Annotated in this window: 17 protein-coding genes; 10 read left to right on the top strand and 7 right to left on the bottom strand. The window is 66.5% G+C overall.

The genetic code is table 11. The annotated features are described in order from the left end of the window. Positions 1-4 precede the first annotated feature (4 nt). The 4 genes from AWC31_RS10285 to AWC31_RS10270 form a co-directional block, all read right to left on the bottom strand. Positions 5-1,600 (bottom strand): acyl-CoA carboxylase subunit beta, encoded by a 1,596-nt coding sequence (locus tag AWC31_RS10285; RefSeq protein WP_085144166.1) that lies wholly within the window; start codon positions 1,598-1,600, stop codon positions 5-7. Then, a complete protein-coding gene (locus AWC31_RS10280; protein WP_085144165.1) occupies positions 1,597-2,745 on the bottom strand; it encodes an acyl-CoA dehydrogenase family protein in 1,149 nt (382 codons plus the stop codon). Before AWC31_RS10280 ends, AWC31_RS10285 begins: the two co-directional genes overlap by 4 nt. Continuing rightward, positions 2,742-4,439 (bottom strand): acyclic terpene utilization AtuA family protein, encoded by a 1,698-nt coding sequence (locus AWC31_RS10275; protein WP_110775011.1) that lies wholly within the window; start codon positions 4,437-4,439, stop codon positions 2,742-2,744. The genes AWC31_RS10280 and AWC31_RS10275 overlap by 4 nt, the downstream gene beginning before the upstream one ends. 64 nt (positions 4,440-4,503) lie before the next feature. After that, on the bottom strand, positions 4,504-4,983 hold the full coding sequence (locus tag AWC31_RS10270; protein WP_085144316.1) for a MarR family winged helix-turn-helix transcriptional regulator: 480 nt from the start codon (positions 4,981-4,983) through the stop codon (positions 4,504-4,506). A 102-nt stretch (positions 4,984-5,085) separates the two neighbouring features. On the opposite strand from AWC31_RS10270, the gene AWC31_RS10265 reads away from it, so the two are divergent. From AWC31_RS10265 to AWC31_RS10235, 8 genes are all read left to right on the top strand, one after another. Then, positions 5,086-6,009, top strand: coding sequence for an NADP-dependent oxidoreductase (locus AWC31_RS10265; RefSeq protein ID WP_085144163.1), 924 nt, complete (start codon positions 5,086-5,088; stop codon positions 6,007-6,009). A 138-nt stretch (positions 6,010-6,147) separates the two neighbouring features. Then, positions 6,148-6,321 carry a 50S ribosomal protein L32 gene (rpmF, locus tag AWC31_RS10260; protein ID WP_067844880.1) on the top strand — a complete coding sequence of 58 codons (174 nt, stop codon included), beginning with the start codon at positions 6,148-6,150 and terminating at the stop codon, positions 6,319-6,321. A gap of 153 nt (positions 6,322-6,474) precedes the next feature. After that, complete coding sequence (locus AWC31_RS10255) at positions 6,475-7,161, top strand: response regulator transcription factor (RefSeq protein WP_067844218.1); 687 nt, start codon at positions 6,475-6,477, stop codon at positions 7,159-7,161. Between the two features lie 6 nt (positions 7,162-7,167). Further along, complete coding sequence (locus tag AWC31_RS10250; RefSeq protein WP_067844221.1) at positions 7,168-8,643, top strand: HAMP domain-containing sensor histidine kinase; 1,476 nt, start codon at positions 7,168-7,170, stop codon at positions 8,641-8,643. Between the two features lie 162 nt (positions 8,644-8,805). Next, a complete protein-coding gene (locus AWC31_RS10245; RefSeq protein WP_085144162.1) occupies positions 8,806-10,110 on the top strand; it encodes a S1C family serine protease in 1,305 nt (434 codons plus the stop codon). 92 nt (positions 10,111-10,202) lie between these two features. Further along, the gene (locus tag AWC31_RS10240; protein ID WP_067844227.1) at positions 10,203-10,697 is read left to right on the top strand and encodes a MogA/MoaB family molybdenum cofactor biosynthesis protein; all 495 of its coding nucleotides are present in this window, start codon (positions 10,203-10,205) and stop codon (positions 10,695-10,697) included. A gap of 148 nt (positions 10,698-10,845) precedes the next feature. Continuing rightward, positions 10,846-11,004 carry a hypothetical protein gene (locus AWC31_RS36800; protein WP_110775033.1) on the top strand — a complete coding sequence of 53 codons (159 nt, stop codon included), beginning with the start codon at positions 10,846-10,848 and terminating at the stop codon, positions 11,002-11,004. Between the two features lie 389 nt (positions 11,005-11,393). Beyond that, positions 11,394-12,029 carry a porin MspA gene (locus tag AWC31_RS10235; RefSeq protein WP_067844230.1) on the top strand — a complete coding sequence of 212 codons (636 nt, stop codon included), beginning with the start codon at positions 11,394-11,396 and terminating at the stop codon, positions 12,027-12,029. A 66-nt stretch (positions 12,030-12,095) separates the two neighbouring features. On the opposite strand, the gene mscL is transcribed toward AWC31_RS10235, so the two are convergent. Next, the gene (gene mscL / locus AWC31_RS10230; protein WP_085144161.1) at positions 12,096-12,563 is read right to left on the bottom strand and encodes a large-conductance mechanosensitive channel protein MscL; all 468 of its coding nucleotides are present in this window, start codon (positions 12,561-12,563) and stop codon (positions 12,096-12,098) included. A gap of 146 nt (positions 12,564-12,709) precedes the next feature. Between mscL and AWC31_RS10225 the strand changes: the two genes are divergently transcribed. After that, entirely contained in the window at positions 12,710-12,931 is a 222-nt protein-coding gene (locus AWC31_RS10225; RefSeq protein ID WP_085144160.1) for a hypothetical protein, read from the top strand. On the opposite strand, the gene AWC31_RS10220 is transcribed toward AWC31_RS10225, so the two are convergent. Both AWC31_RS10220 and AWC31_RS10215 read right to left on the bottom strand, forming a co-directional pair. Next, on the bottom strand, positions 12,925-13,587 hold the full coding sequence (locus tag AWC31_RS10220; RefSeq protein ID WP_085144159.1) for an SAF domain-containing protein: 663 nt from the start codon (positions 13,585-13,587) through the stop codon (positions 12,925-12,927). The genes AWC31_RS10225 and AWC31_RS10220 overlap by 7 nt on opposite strands. A gap of 69 nt (positions 13,588-13,656) precedes the next feature. Then, positions 13,657-13,977: an FmdB family zinc ribbon protein gene (locus AWC31_RS10215; protein ID WP_084356438.1), complete on the bottom strand. Its 321-nt coding sequence runs from the start codon at positions 13,975-13,977 to the stop codon at positions 13,657-13,659. A gap of 62 nt (positions 13,978-14,039) precedes the next feature. Here AWC31_RS10215 and AWC31_RS10210 point away from each other — a divergent pair, with 62 nt between their 5' ends. Then, a complete protein-coding gene (locus AWC31_RS10210) occupies positions 14,040-14,780 on the top strand; it encodes an HNH endonuclease family protein (protein WP_234816792.1) in 741 nt (246 codons plus the stop codon). The last annotated feature ends 5 nt before the right edge of the window (positions 14,781-14,785 follow it).

Genomic DNA, 14,785 nt, shown 5'->3' with positions numbered 1-14,785 from the left:
CCGCTCACATCCTGAAGACGCCGAAGTTCGACGTCCCCTCGATCGGGCCATTGGCGATGGCGGACAAGCACATTCCAAGCACGGTGCGGGTGTCGCGGGGGTCGATCACGCCGTCGTCGTAGAGCCGGCCGGACAGGAACATCGGCAGGGACTCGGCTTCGATCTGCGCCTCGACCGCGGCCCGCAGCGCGGCGTCGCCCGCCTCGTCAAAGGCCTGCCCGCGCGCCTCGGCGGCCGCGCGGCTCACGATCGAGAGCACACCCGCGAGCTGCGCCCCGCCCATCACCGCGGACTTCGAACTCGGCCAGGCGAACAGGAACCGCGGATCGTAGGCCCGCCCGCACATGCCGTAGTGGCCGGCTCCGTAGGAGGCGCCGATCAGCAGCGAGATGTGCGGCACCGTCGAGTTGGACACCGCGTTGATCATCATCGAGCCGTGCTTGATCATGCCGCCCTCTTCGTACTGCTTACCGACCATGTAGCCGGTGGTGTTGTGCAGGAAGAGAAGTGGGGTGTCGGCCCGGTTGGCCAGTTGGATGAACTGCGTGGCCTTCTGGGATTCCTCGCTGAACAGCACACCGCGCGCGTTGGCCAGGATGCCGACGGGGTAGCCGTACAGCGTGGCCCACCCGGTCACCAGTGACGACCCGTAGAGCGGTTTGAACTCGTCGAAATCCGAGCCGTCGACGATGCGGGCGATCACGTCGCGCGGGTCGAACGGGATCCGCAGGTCGGCGGGCACGATGCCGATCAGTTCTTCCGGGTCGTACAACGGCTCGACGACGGGCGCGGGCACCGGGCCCTTTTTGCGCCAGTTGAGGCGGGCCACGATGCGGCGGCCGATGCGAATGGCGTCGTGCTCGTCGTTGGCCAGGTAGTCGCCGAGACCCGAAGTGCGGGCGTGCATTTCGGCCCCGCCCAGCGATTCGTCGTCGGATTCCTCGCCGGTGGCCATCTTGACCAGCGGCGGTCCGGCCAGAAACACCTTAGACCGTTCCCTGATCATCACGACGTGATCGGACATGCCGGGAACGTACGCGCCGCCGGCTGTCGAGTTGCCGAACACCAGCGCGATGGTCGGAATGCCCGCCGCCGACAACCGGGTCAGGTCGCGGAACATCTGCCCGCCCGGGATGAAGATCTCTTTCTGCGTCGGCAGGTCGGCGCCGCCCGACTCCACCAACGAGATCACCGGAAGCCGGTTCTCCATCGCGATCTGATTGGCGCGCAGAATCTTCTTGAGTGTCCACGGATTACTGGTGCCGCCCTTGACCGTCGGGTCATTGGCCACGATCAGGCATTCGACACCTTCGACCGCGCCGATACCGCAGACCACACTGGCGCCCACGGCGAAATCGCTGCCCCAGGCGGCCAGCGGGCTCAACTCCAGGAACGGTGCGTCGGGGTCGAGCAACAGTTCGACGCGCTCGCGTGCGGTCAGCTTGCCGCGGGAGTGATGGCGTTCCACGTACTTTGTGCCGCCACCGGCCAGGGTCTTGGCATGCTCGGTCTCGAGTTCGGCCAGCTTGGTGGCCATGACCTCGGCGGCCTCGGCGAACGCGGGGGAGCCGGGATCGATGGCGGACTTGAGGGTGGTCACGACTGGAATCCCAACGTCTTTGCCGCCAACGAGGTGAGGATCTCGGTGGTGCCGCCGCCGATGCCGAGGATGCGCATGTCGCGGTACTGCCGCTCGACCTCGGATTCGGCCATATAGCCCATGCCGCCGAACAACTGCACGGCCTGATTGGCCACCCATTCGCCGGCCTCGACCGCGGTGTTCTTCGCAAAGCACACTTCGGTGATCAGGTTGGTATCACCCGCGAGCTGACGCTCGACCACGTTGCGCGTGTACACGCGTGCGACGTCGATGCGCCGGGCCATCTCGGCCAAGGTGTTCTGCACCGACTGCCGCGCGATCAGCGGCTTGCCGAAGGTCTCGCGGTTGCGACACCACTCGACAGTCAGGTCCAGACACCGCTGCGCGCTCGAATACGCCTGTGCGGCAAGGCCCACCCGTTCGGAGACGAAGGCCGCGGCGATCTGCAGGAAGCCCGAGTTCTCCGCCCCGACCAGATTCGCGACCGGAACCCGCACGTCGGTGTAGGACAGCTCGGCGGTATCGCTCGATCGCCAACCCATCTTGTCGAGCTTGCGGCTGACCTCGAATCCCGGCGTGCCCTTGTCGACCACGATCAGCGATACTCCGGCCGCGCCGGGGCCACCGGTGCGGGCCGCGGTGACGACGTAGTCGGCGCGGACGCCGGACGTGATGTACGTCTTGGCGCCGTTGAGGATGTAGTCATCCCCGTCCCGCACTGCCTTGGTGGTGAGGTGGCCGACGTCGGAGCCCCCGCCGGGTTCGGTGATGGCCAAGGACCCGATCTTCTCCCCGCGCAGCGTGGGCTTCACATACGTCTCGATCAGCCGCTCGTCACCCGAGGCGATCATGTGCGGAACCGCGATGCCGCACGTGAACAGCGATGCGAACACGCCGCCCGGTGAACCGGCGTGATGCATCTCCTCGCAGATGATCACCGCGTCGGCGCCGTCCCCGCCGCCACCGCCGACCGATTCGGGAAAACCCGCGCCGAGCAGGCCGGCGTCGGCGGCTTTGCGGTGCAGTTCGCGCGGCAGTTCGCCGGTGCGTTCCCACTCGTCGACGTTGGGCAGCACCTCGCGTTCGGCGAAGGCGCGCACGGTCTTACGCAGCGCTTCGCGCTCGGGTGTGGTCCAGATGCTCATCCGATGAGTTCCTCCGGGATGTCGAGATGACGGCTGCGCAACCATTCGCCCAGCCCTTTCGCCTGCGGATCGAATCGGGCTTGATAGGCCACGCCCTGGCCGAGAATGCCTTCGATCACGAAGTTCACCGCCCGCAGGTTCGGCAGCACGTGTCGTGTCACCGGCAGTTCGGCGGCCTCGGGCAGCAGTTCACGAAGTTTGTCGATCGTCAGCGTGTGGACCAGCCACCGCCACTGCTCGTCGGTACGTACCCACACCCCGACATTGGCCGAGCCGCCCTTGTCGCCGCTGCGCGCGCCGGCAATCAGGCCGAGCGGTGCGCGGCGGGTGGGCCCGGCCGGAAGGGGCTCGGGCAGCGGTGGCTCCGGAACCGTTGAGAGTTCGAGGGTTTCGGTCGCAGGCGCGATGTCGGTGCGCGTGCCGTCCGCGTGCACGGCGACGTGCGGCACCTCGGTGGCATCGACATACCCGGGTGTGAAGACCCCGTAGACCTGCCCGTCGCCGGGCGGCGCGGTCGCGGTGAAGCCCGGGTAGCTGGCCAGCGCGAGTTCGACTGCGGCCGACGAGAAATGACGGCCCACGTTGTTCGGGTCCGGGTCGCGGACCACACAGTGCAGCAGTGCGCTGGCGGCCTCTTCGGTGTCGGCGTCGGGATGGTCGGTGCGGGCCAGTGTCCATTCCAGCTCGGCCGGTTTGACTTTCAGCGCGCCCTCCAGTTGGTCGCGCACCAACTGTGCCTTGGCCTCGATGTCGAGGCCGGTCAGCACGAACGTCGTCGCATTGCGGAAACCGCCGATGCTGTTGAGCGACACCTTGTACGTCGGCGGCGGAGCTTCGCCTTTGACCCCGGAGATCCGCACGCGGTCATCGCCGTCCTGACTGAGCTTCAGGGAGTCGACGCGCAATGTCACGTCGGGGTTCGCGTACCGCGCGCCGCCGATCTCGTAGAGCAGTTGCGCGGTCACGGTGCCGACGCTGACCTGTCCGCCGGTGCCGGGATGTTTGGTGATGACCGACGAGCCGTCGGCCGCGATCTCGGCGAGCGGGAATCCGGGGTGACGTAGGTCCGGAACCTCGGTGAAGAACGCGTAGTTTCCGCCTGTCGCCTGCGCGCCGCATTCGATCACGTGCCCGGCGGCCACCGCGCCGGCCAGCGCGTCGTAATCCGTTCGGCCCCAGCCGAAATGCGCAGCGGCCGGCCCCACGATCACCGACGCGTCGGTGACCCGGCCGGTGACCACGACGTCGGCGCCGTCGTTGAGGCAGTCCACGATTCCCCACGCGCCCAGGTAGGCGTTGGCGGCCAGCGGGTTGCCCAGGCCGAGTTCGTTCGCGCGGGCCACCAGATCGTCGCCCTCGACATGGGCGACGTTGACGGTCAGGCCGAGCCGTTCGGCGAGGGCCCGGACCGCGGCGGCCAGCCCGCCGGGGTTGAGGCCGCCCGCGTTGGCGACGATCTTCACGCGTTTGTCGAGCGCCAGTCCCAGCGATTCCTCGAGCTGGCGCAGGAAGGTCTTGGCGTAGCCGCGGTCGGCGTCCTTGGCGCGGTCACGAGCCAGGATGAGCATGGTGAGCTCGGCGAGGTAGTCGCCGGTGAGATAGTCGAGATCTCCGCCGGTGAGCATCTCGCGCATCGCGGCGAGCCGGTCACCGTAGAAGCCCGAACAGTTCCCGATACGGACCGTCACGCACACTCCCGTCGTCGCTGACCTCGGTACCCAACCAACCGGTAGGTTAGCGGGTACCGCCGGTCTCACGTCAAGGGGCGCTTCGGCGCGCCGAGCGGGGCGGCAGGCTGCGCATGTGGTCGCGAGCCCGGGTCATGATGTCGCCGAGGGTACGCAGATCCCGCTCGCTCAATGGGTCGAACAGCAGACTGCGCGTGACATCGATGTGCCCGGGCAACACCTTGGCCACGAGCGCTCGTCCGCTCTTGGTGATGCTGACCAGGGTGGCGCGCTGATCATCGGTACTGTGCCGCCGCTCGATGAGCCCGGCTTTCTCTAAGAGTCCGGCCTGATGCGTCAATCCGCTGCGGCTGTAGACGACCCCGTCGGCGAGTTCGGTCATGGTCAGCGGTTTGTCGGCGTCGACGAGTTTGGCCAGCAGCTGGAATTGCACGTAGCTGAGGTCTCCCTCGGCACGCAGCTGTTGCGCGACCGCGTGCTGGAGCAGACTCACGGCCTCCATCAATGCGAAGTACGTGTGTAGCTGCTCCGGCTCCAGTGCTTCGGCCACCGGTTCAGAATATTCGGCCGGTCCGGGAATTGCTTCGACATCGAAGCGGTTGTGCAGACCGTAGATGCTTCGAACTCGAAGCAAATCAATGAAGGAGGAACCATGAAGGCAGTGCGTTACGACCGATACGGCGACAGCAGCGCCCTGGTGTACGGCGACGCCGACCGCCCGGTACCCGGTGCCGGCCAAGTGCTGATCGAGGTGGCGGCCACATCGTTCAATCCGGTCGACGCCGCGATCCGCGCCGGCTACCTCGCTGACGCGTTCCCGCTCGACTTTCCGCACGTGCCCGGCATCGATGTGGCCGGGTCCATCGCACAGCTCGGCGACGGAGTGTCGAACTGGCAGGTCGGCGCATCCGTCGTGGGCTTCCTGCCCATGAATGCCGACGGCGCCGCCGCCGAGTACGTCATCGCACCCGCCGACGTGCTCGCCGCCGCGCCGGACACCGTGCCGTTGGCCGACGCGGCCGTCCTGCCCGCCGTCGGCCTGACCGCATGGCAGTCCTTGTTCGAACACGCCGGGCTCAAGGCCGGTCAGACGATCCTGATCAACGGTGCCGGGGGAGCGGTCGGTGGTTATGCGGTGCAGCTCGCGAAACAGGCCGATGCCGTCGTGACCGCGACAGCCGGGGCGCGCAGCGCCGACCGGGTGAAGGCATACGGGGCCGACCGCATCATCGGCCATCTCGACTACGCGGCTCTAGCCGTCGACGGTGTGCCGTTCGACGTCGTGCTCAACCTGGTCAACACGACACCCGACGAGACGGCCGCACTCGTCGAGCTGGTCAAAGATGGTGGTGTTCTCGTCAGCACCACAACCCCGGCGCCGGAGAATCGTCGGGTCCGCACCGTGCGGGTGTTCGCCAGAAGCGACGCCGCGCAGTTGGGCGGCCTCGTGCACCGGGTCGACGCGGGGCAGTTGCGCATCGACGTGGCCGACCGCCGCCCGCTGACGGAATTGGCCGCGGTGCACGCCGAGGCTGACGCCGGGCGATTGGCCGGAAAGACGATCCTCGTCCCCTGATCGTGTGACGGACCTGCGTCGGTACCCCGACGTTTTGGAGCCGACGCAGGTCAACCGTTACTCTGTAGTGCAATCGTCGCCGCCGGCGAGAGAACACGTTCGCGCGGCCGCACCACCCCAAGCAAGGAGATGCACGTCATGGCTGTGCCCAAGCGCAGAATGTCGCGCGCGAACACCCGTAGCCGGCGCGCGCAGTGGAAGGCGGAGGCCACGGGTCTCGTCAGCGTCAATGTCGCGGGTCAGCAGCGCAAGGTGCCGCGTCGCCTGCTCAAGGCCGCTCGCCTCGGTCTGATCGACCTCGACAAGCGCTAGCCTTCCGCACGCAACCGAAAAGCGCTATCACGGGTGATAGCGCTTTTTCGCGTGTGCGGATTCGGCGGGCTTTCGACGTGCGGGCACAAATGTTGGGTCAATTTGCGGCGCGCCTCTCAGGCCACTCTCAGATAGCAGGTTGAGACTGTGCCTGTGCGCATTCTTGTCGTTGATGACGATCGCGCTGTGCGCGAATCTCTGCGCCGGTCGCTTTCCTTTAATGGTTACTCGGTCGAGCTTGCCCAAGACGGTGTCGAAGCCCTCGATCTGATCGCGAATGACCGGCCCGACGCCGTGGTATTGGACGTGATGATGCCGCGGCTCGACGGGCTGGAAGTCTGCCGGCAGCTCAGGAGCACCGGCGACGATCTGCCGATTCTCGTCCTCACGGCCCGCGACTCCGTTTCCGAGCGGGTGGCCGGGCTCGACGCGGGGGCCGACGATTACCTGCCCAAGCCGTTTGCTCTCGAAGAACTGCTCGCCCGGATGCGGGCGTTGCTGCGTCGCACGGTCTCCGATGACGGCGCGGATTCGCAGATCATGTCGTTCTCCGATTTGACGCTGGACCCGGTGACGCGTGAGGTCACGCGCGGTCAGCGCCAGATCAGCCTCACCCGCACCGAGTTCTCGCTTCTCGAGATGCTGATCGCGAATCCGCGTCGGGTGCTCACCCGTAGCCGCATCCTCGAGGAGGTGTGGGGATTCGATTTCCCGACCTCGGGCAATGCTCTCGAGGTGTACATCGGATACCTGCGCCGTAAGACCGAAGCGGAAGGCGAGCCCCGGCTGATCCACACCGTGCGCGGGGTCGGCTACGTGCTGCGCGAAACCCCACCCTGATCGGTGATGGCCCTCAACTCCAATTTCTGGCGGCCCACCACCGCGCTGCCGAACACCAGCTCACTGTCGCTGCGCTGGCGCGTGATGATGCTCGCGATGTCGATGGTGGCAATGGTCGTCGTCCTGATGGCGGTGGCCGTCTACGCCGTCGTATCCCGCGCGCTCTATGACGACCTCGACAACCAGCTGCACAGCCGGGCGCGACTGCTCATCGAGAGTGGATCGCTGGCCGCCGACCCCGGCAAGGCGATCGAAGGCACGGCCTACTCCGACGTCAACGCGATGCTCGTGATCCCCGGCCGGTCCATCTACACGGCCAACCAGCAGGGGCAGATGCTGCCGCTCGGGCAACCCGAGAAAGACGTCATCTCCGGGGAGCTGTTGATGTCGTTGCGCACCGCCAATCATCAGCGGGTGCTCGCGGTGCATCTGGCCAACGGCAGCTCGCTGCTGATCTCCAAGAGTCTGGCGCCCACCGGGCAGGTGCTGCGACGGCTCGGCACGGTGCTGCTCATCGTCGGCGGGATCGGCGTCGCGGTGGCGGCGATGGCAGGTGGTGCGGTCGCCCGGGCGGGCCTGCGCCCAGTCGGCAGACTCACCGAGGCCGCCGAACGGGTGGCGCGCACCGACGACCTGCGGCCGATCCCCGTCGTGGGCAGCGACGAACTCGCCCGGCTGACCGAGGCGTTCAACCTGATGCTGCGCGCCCTGGCCGAATCCCGCGAACGGCAGGGCCGCCTGGTGTCGGATGCCGGCCACGAACTACGAACACCGCTGACCTCACTGCGCACCAACGTCGAGCTCCTCATGGCCGCACAGGAGCCTGGCGCGCCCCGGCTCCCGGAAGAGGAGATGGCAGGGCTGCGTGCGGACGTGATCGCCCAGATCGAGGAATTGTCCACTCTGGTCGGCGATCTGGTGGACCTGACGCGTGACGACGCCGGCGGCATCACACCGGAACCGGTCGACATGACCGACGTCGTGGACCGCAGCCTCGAACGGGTCCGGCGGCGCCGCAACGACATCGAGTTCGATGTCGACGTGATCGGCTGGCAGGTGTTCGGCGACGGGCCCGGGCTCGGCCGGGCAGTGCTCAACCTCCTCGACAATGCCGCCAAGTGGAGCCCGCCGAACGGACGCGTCGGTGTGCGGCTGTACCAGATCGACCCGGTGCATGCCGAGCTTGTCGTGTCCGACCACGGACCCGGCATACCCCCACAGGAACGGCGCCTGGTGTTCGAGCGGTTCTACCGTTCGGCCGCGGCACGCGCGATGCCCGGCTCCGGTCTCGGGCTCGCCATCGTGCAGCAGGTCGTGCTGAAACACGGTGGTGCCCTTCGCATCGACGAAACCGTGCCGGGCGGCAACCCGCCGGGCACGTCGATCCACATGATGCTGCCGGGCCGACCGATCCCCGCGGGCGGCACGACACATGATCACAGCGACCATGACGAGGACACTGTCGGCGCCGAGAAAAGGTGAGACAGTTAACTCAGCCGGGGGGCGGTTCATGGGTAGGGCCGAATGATCTCTAAGTGGATTCTCAGTCCACCTATGCAACCTGATGGCCAGCACCTTCGTTGGACGTAGTGAGCACGACACAATCGCAGGACCCTTTAGAAGAGAGAGAAGCACCGCAGCGAGATGACGAACCATCCGAGGTACACACAGCAGCCGGACCAGCGTCCTGGCGCCGCGCCCGGTTACTCGGGTGGACGCCCTGACCCGTATCAGCAGCACTATGACTGGCGCTATGCCCAGCAGGCCCATCAGACGCAGCAGCAGGCTTATCGCGCGCCCTACGATCCGTACCGGATCCCGGCAAGCCCACAGCCGCCGGTCGTAGTGGCCAAGAAGCGGTCCAAGGCCGGACTGGCCGCCGGTGCGCTGGCCGTCGCGGTGGTCTCGGCCGGTGTTGGCGGCGGGGTCGCGACGCTCGTGCATCAGGACAGCCCGCGCCTCGGATCGTCGAGCAGTGCGGCGCCGACGGTTCCCGCGGCCGCCCTGCCGGCCGGCTCGGTCGAGCAGGTCGCGGCCAAGGTGGTGCCGAGCGTGGTCAAGCTCGAGACCGACCTGGGCCGGGCCTCCGAGGAGGGTTCGGGCATCATCCTGACCGCTGACGGGCTGATCCTGACCAACAACCATGTCGTCGAGGCCGCCAAGCCGGGGCCCGGTGCGCAGACGGCCGCGCAGACCAAGGTGACGTTCTCGGACGGCAGCACCAAACCATTCACCGTCGTCGGCACGGATCCCAGTAGCGATATCGCGGTGGTGCGGGCACAGGATGTGTCGGGTCTGACCCCGATCACGCTCGGCTCGTCGGCCAACCTGCGAGTGGGCCAAGACGTGGTGGCCATCGGATCGCCGCTCGGCCTTGAGGGCACCGTCACCACGGGCATCATCAGTGCGCTGAACCGCCCGGTCGCCGCGGGCGGCGACACCCGCAACCAGAACACCGTGCTCGACGCCATCCAGACCGATGCCGCGATCAACCCGGGCAACTCCGGCGGTGCGCTCGTCAACATGAATGGCGAACTTGTCGGCATCAACTCGGCGATCGCGACCATGGGCGGCGATTCGCCGCAGGCGCAGAGCGGATCGATCGGCCTTGGCTTCGCGATTCCCGTCGACCAAGCCAAGCGGATCGCCGACGAACTCATCCAGAACGGCACCGCATCGCATGCCTCGTTGGGCGTTCAGGTGGCCAACGACCGAGCCACTGACGGCGCCAAGATCGTCGAGGTCACCAACGGCGGCGCCGCTGCCGCTGCCGGTCTGCCAAGTGGCGTGGTGGTTACGAAAGTCGACGACCGCGTGATCAGCAGTGCCGACGCGCTCGTGGCCGCGGTCCGGTCCAAGGCTCCCGGTGAGAAGGTCACGTTGACCTACCTCGATCCGGCTGGCAAACCACAAACTCTGGAGGTCACCTTGGGTAGGGCCGAGCAGTGAGCACACTGACACCGGGCCGTGGGACGGTCACGTTGCGAGTGACATCAACGGTGGATGGGCCGCTGTCCGTCCCCACATATACGGTTGCAGACATGGAACAGCCAGGGGAGTTGGTGGGGCGCGCGCTCGTCGTCGTAGTCGATGACCGCACAGCGCATGGCGAAGAGGACCACAGCGGTCCGTTAGTCACCGAGTTGTTGGGTGAGGCCGGATTCGTCGTCGACGGCGTCGTGGTCGTCGCGGCCGACGAGGTCGAGATCCGCAACGCGCTGAACACTGCCGTTATCGGTGGAGTCGATCTCGTGGTGTCCGTCGGCGGTACCGGCGTGACTCCCCGCGACGTCACCCCGGAGGCGACCCGCGACATCCTCGACCGTGAGTTGCTCGGGATCTCCGAGGCGCTTCGTGCCTCGGGGCTGTCGGCGGGCATCGTCGACGCCGGGGTGTCCCGCGGATTGGCCGGCATCTCCGGAAGCACGCTCGTGGTGAACATCGCCGGATCGCGGGCCGCAGTCCGCGACGGCATGGCCACGTTGAGTCCGCTCGCGGTCCAGATAATCGGCCAGCTATCAAGCTTGGAGATCTAACCAAGACGAAACGGCGGCCAAACGGCCGCCGTTTTCGTAGGCGTGGCGAATGAGAAAGGAGCGGGGTGCTTGTGGTTACCAGCAGGTTAACAAGTGCCGCGCTCGGCGCTATGGTCGAATGTGATCTTCGTCACAAAGGGGAATGTCGATGACAGATCCGGACAAGCCGAGCCGCCACGCAGTTAACAAGATCTTCGGTGAGGAACTGCCGGGGATCGCGCCCGACGAACGTGACACAGCTTCGCCAGACGACGACGCCGACCACGACCGGTGGTTGCGGAGCAATATTCCGCCTCATCACGATTGAGCTGCGACAGGGCAGTGAACGCCTAAAACGCATGGTCACGGCCTGTGACTTGCGTCGCTCGTCTTTAGCAAAGCGAACTACGTCACATCATTGCCAGGTGGGCCAAGTCGCACCGTGACGCTGCAGTAAGTGATCTCTCAGCGCAATCTCAGCAAAGTTCTTCCGAATGGCCATACAGGTCCACGCATGTGTGTCCTTGCGTTGCCGGTCGGATGCCTCCCCGTTATGTTCCTCGTGTCAACGATGAGCGAAACGTAAGAGCAGCATGTGGAGTCTTTAATTCGCACCACATGAGGGTCTTGCAGGGTGTGTGGTCTGCATAGGGCCGGGCACCAAACAACAAAATCGGTGGACCTCCGGGATCCGCCGGCGACATAGCTAGGGAGAACATGAAGGCAATCAGTCGGGTGCTGATCGCGTTGGTTGCGGCCATCGCGGCTCTGTTTACGAGCACTGGCACCTCTCACGCAGGTCTGGATAACGAGCTGAGCCTGGTTGATGGTCAGGACCGCACCCTGACCATCCAGCAGTGGGACACCTTCCTCAACGGTGTGTTCCCCCTGGACCGCAACCGCCTGACCCGTGAGTGGTTCCACTCCGGTCGCGCCAAGTACATCGTCGCCGGCCCCGGTGCCGATGAGTTCGAGGGCACGCTGGAGCTCGGCTACCAGATCGGCTTCCCGTGGTCGCTGGGCGTTGGCATCAACTTCAGCTACACCACCCCCAACATCCTGATCGACGACGGCAACATCACCCAGCCGCCGTTCGGTCTGGAGTCGGTCATCACCCCGAACCTGTTCCCCGGCGTGTCGATCTCGGCTGACCTGGGCAACGGCCCCGGCATCCAGGAAGTCGCCACCTTCTCGGTCGACGTCTCCGGTGCGGCCGGCGGCGTGGCGGTCTCCAACGCCCACGGCACCGTGACCGGTGCGGCCGGCGGTGTGCTGCTGCGTCCGTTCGCTCGCCTGATCGCCTCGACCGGTGACAGCGTCACCACCTATGGCGAGCCCTGGAACATGAACTGACATCTCCCAGGCAAAAAACAGCCCCCGGCTTCGGCCGGGGGCTGTTTTTGTGTGCGCCGTATTCGGTCAGGTGCGGTCGGCGCTCGTGTGCTTCGCGGTATCCGGGCTGGGCCCGGTGCCGGGGCCGGTGACGTGCTTGCCAGTGGGTCCGTTGCCGTTCTCGGCGAGCAGATCGCGGATCTCGGTGAGGATGCTCAACTCGGTGTCCTGCGCCTGTTCGACCTCGCCGCGTTCGCGCAGTTTCTTGTAGGGCAGCACGATGACGAAGTACACCACCGCGGCGACGATGATGAAGTTGATCAACGCCGACAACACGGCGTTCAGGTCGACGAACTGCTCCGGATCGCCGCCGAGCGGAATCTTGAGAATGCCGTACTCGCGGTCACCTCCGGCGCCGACGCGATCGACCAGAGGCTGGACGACTTTCTCCGTGAACGCCGTGACGAGTCCGGTGAAGGCCGCACCGATGACCACAGCAACCGCAAGGTCGATGACGTTGCCCCGGGAGAGAAACTCTTTGAAGCCCTTTAACATGCGGGGACCCTTCCTGCAGTAACGAGTGAGTTGGTGGGACAAGCGAACACTAACCGAGTTCGGCGTGCGGCATCAGGATTGGACTGCTACGGTCTTCGCGGACTTCCAATTGAGTTGTGTGCCAGTGATATCGGAACGGAGGCGAGATGAGCCCACGTAAAGCCCGCACGGTTCTCGCGGGGTTGGCGGTGGGGTTCGGAATCACGCTCGCATTCGCACCCGCCGGCTGGGCGGAGCCTGCCACGCCCACGACGCCTGCCGTGCCGTCGGAGACGTCGACGACCGACGAGCTGACGGACATGGTGCTCGACGCGCTGGAGCAGGGTCCCGCGACGAGCACCGCGCCGGCGCCCCGGCCGGCTCAGTGAATCGTCAGCGTAACCGCCTGCACGAGGCTCGCGGCGGCCACCTCATTCGCTGAGCGAGCGGGCAGCGCCACGAGCGCGACTCGATTGCCGCCGGTTCCCTTGGGCTTGTCCGATACGAGCACGACCACCGCGTCGGTGGCCACCACCACCGGCCGCGCGGGCTGCGCGCCGGCCTGCTCGGCGCTCTCCGTCACAGTCAGTACGTCGACCACGTCACCCGGACGGATGAGGTCGAGCAATGCGGCATCGCCGAGCTGTAGCGGCACGATTCGCGCGTCGGGCCCGGCGGCGGATTCGGCCAGCCGCGGGCCGAGTACTCGGACGTCGGTCAGCACCTCGCCGCGGCGGACCGGCCCGGCCAGGGTGGCGCCGACCAGGTCGGCCAGATCGCTACGGGTGCCGTCGGGCAGGGTGGCCGCGCTGCGGCTCTCCAGCTGTACGTCCGCAGCGGTCAATTCGGTGCCTGGGGCCAGGTCACGCGTGGCCACCGCGATTTCGGCGTGATCGCCGCGCGGGTCCGACCGAACCGCGGCAACAGCGGCAAGCACGACCAACCCGGCGGCGACTGCTCGGCGCGCGGCAGCCGTGCGGGTCCAATCCGGGCGAAGGGCAGCAGTCAGCCGATGCAGTGCCGACGGATTGAGGGATTCGGCCATGGCGTCACCGTAGGCGCAACCGCGCCCGGCCAGAACGGTGAAATTGCCGGCCTGTGGATAACTCGGCTGTCAGCTCGAGGCGGCAGCGGCGGGCGTGGAGCTGGAGCTGCTCGACGAGCTGTCCGATGAGGAGGACGACGAAGACGAGGACTTCTCCGACGATCCGCTCTCCGAGCTCTTGGACGACGACCCGTTGGACGAGCTCTTGCTCGAGTCCCTGTTGTCAGTGCGGTAGAAGCCGCTGCCCTTGAACACCACTCCCACCGAGCCGAAGAGCTTGCGCAGCTTGCCGGAGCACTTGGGGCACGTCGTCAGCGCATCGTCGCTGAAGGCCTGCACCGCGTCGAACCGATTTCCGCACTCGGTGCACGCATAGGAATAGGTAGGCACGAAAACCTCCGAGTTCGTCAAACTTGTTAGCACTCTACCGGCTCAAGTGCTAGAACCGCTACGTGGGCCATGTCATTCCCGCGGGCCGGCGGCGCAGGCGCTCCCGAAGAGTAGCGGTACTGGCAGTGGTCGCGGTCATCCTGGCCGTCGTCGCGCTACTGGTTCTGGCCCGCGCACGCGAAGTCGATACCCCGGCCGCACCCCAGCCGTCGACGGCGGCCCGGCCGCACGACCCCGGCTATGACCATGCCCGCGCGTTGCTTGCCCAACTTCCGGTCAAGGGATGGGACCGGCACACCGACTACTCGCGCGCACTGTTCGGCGAAACCTGGAGCGACGACGTCGACGTCGAGTTCGGGCGCAACGGATGCAACACTCGCGACGACATCCTGCGCCGCGACCTGGCCGATCTCGTGGTGCGACCGGGCACGTGTTTCGCCGATCGGGGCCTGCTGCACGATCCGTACACCGGCACCGCCATCGGGTTCGTCCGCGGGCCCGACACGTCGGGTGCCGTGCAGATCGATCATCTGGTGTCGCTGTCGGACGCCTGGTACAAGGGCGCTCGTGAATGGGGCCCGCAGCGGCGCAAGGATTTCGCGAACGACCCGCGCAACCTCGTCGCGGTGGCCGCACAACCCAACTTCGACAAGGCTTTTCGCGACGCCGCGAGCTGGCTGCCACCCAACCCGGCTTTCCGCTGCGAATTCGTGGCAAGGCAAGTCGCCGTCAAAGCCGCCTATCGACTGTGGATTTCTGCCAAGGAGAAGCAGGCCATGACGGCGGTGCTGGCCGGCTGCTAGGCCCA

It is taken from the genome of Mycolicibacterium wolinskyi, assembly GCF_002101965.1.
Taxonomy (GTDB): domain Bacteria; phylum Actinomycetota; class Actinomycetes; order Mycobacteriales; family Mycobacteriaceae; genus Mycobacterium; species Mycobacterium wolinskyi.
The sequence above is the reverse complement of the archived record's forward strand: the minus strand, read 5'-3'. Positions and strand labels throughout refer to the sequence as shown.

Coding starts and splice junctions, on each gene's coding strand:
- rpmF (WP_067844880.1), top strand. CDS start 6,148: ATGGCTGTGCCCAAGCGCAGAATGTCGCGCGCGAACACCCGTAGCCGG.
- AWC31_RS10220 (WP_085144159.1), bottom strand. CDS start 13,587: ATGGCCGAATCCCTCAATCCGTCGGCACTGCATCGGCTGACTGCTGCC.
- AWC31_RS10265 (WP_085144163.1), top strand. CDS start 5,086: ATGAAGGCAGTGCGTTACGACCGATACGGCGACAGCAGCGCCCTGGTG.
- mscL (WP_085144161.1), bottom strand. CDS start 12,563: ATGTTAAAGGGCTTCAAAGAGTTTCTCTCCCGGGGCAACGTCATCGAC.
- AWC31_RS36800 (WP_110775033.1), top strand. CDS start 10,846: ATGACAGATCCGGACAAGCCGAGCCGCCACGCAGTTAACAAGATCTTC.
- AWC31_RS10235 (WP_067844230.1), top strand. CDS start 11,394: ATGAAGGCAATCAGTCGGGTGCTGATCGCGTTGGTTGCGGCCATCGCG.
- AWC31_RS10225 (WP_085144160.1), top strand. CDS start 12,710: ATGAGCCCACGTAAAGCCCGCACGGTTCTCGCGGGGTTGGCGGTGGGG.
- AWC31_RS10245 (WP_085144162.1), top strand. CDS start 8,806: ATGACGAACCATCCGAGGTACACACAGCAGCCGGACCAGCGTCCTGGC.
- AWC31_RS10280 (WP_085144165.1), bottom strand. CDS start 2,745: ATGAGCATCTGGACCACACCCGAGCGCGAAGCGCTGCGTAAGACCGTG.
- AWC31_RS10250 (WP_067844221.1), top strand. CDS start 7,168: ATGGCCCTCAACTCCAATTTCTGGCGGCCCACCACCGCGCTGCCGAAC.
- AWC31_RS10240 (WP_067844227.1), top strand. CDS start 10,203: ATGGAACAGCCAGGGGAGTTGGTGGGGCGCGCGCTCGTCGTCGTAGTC.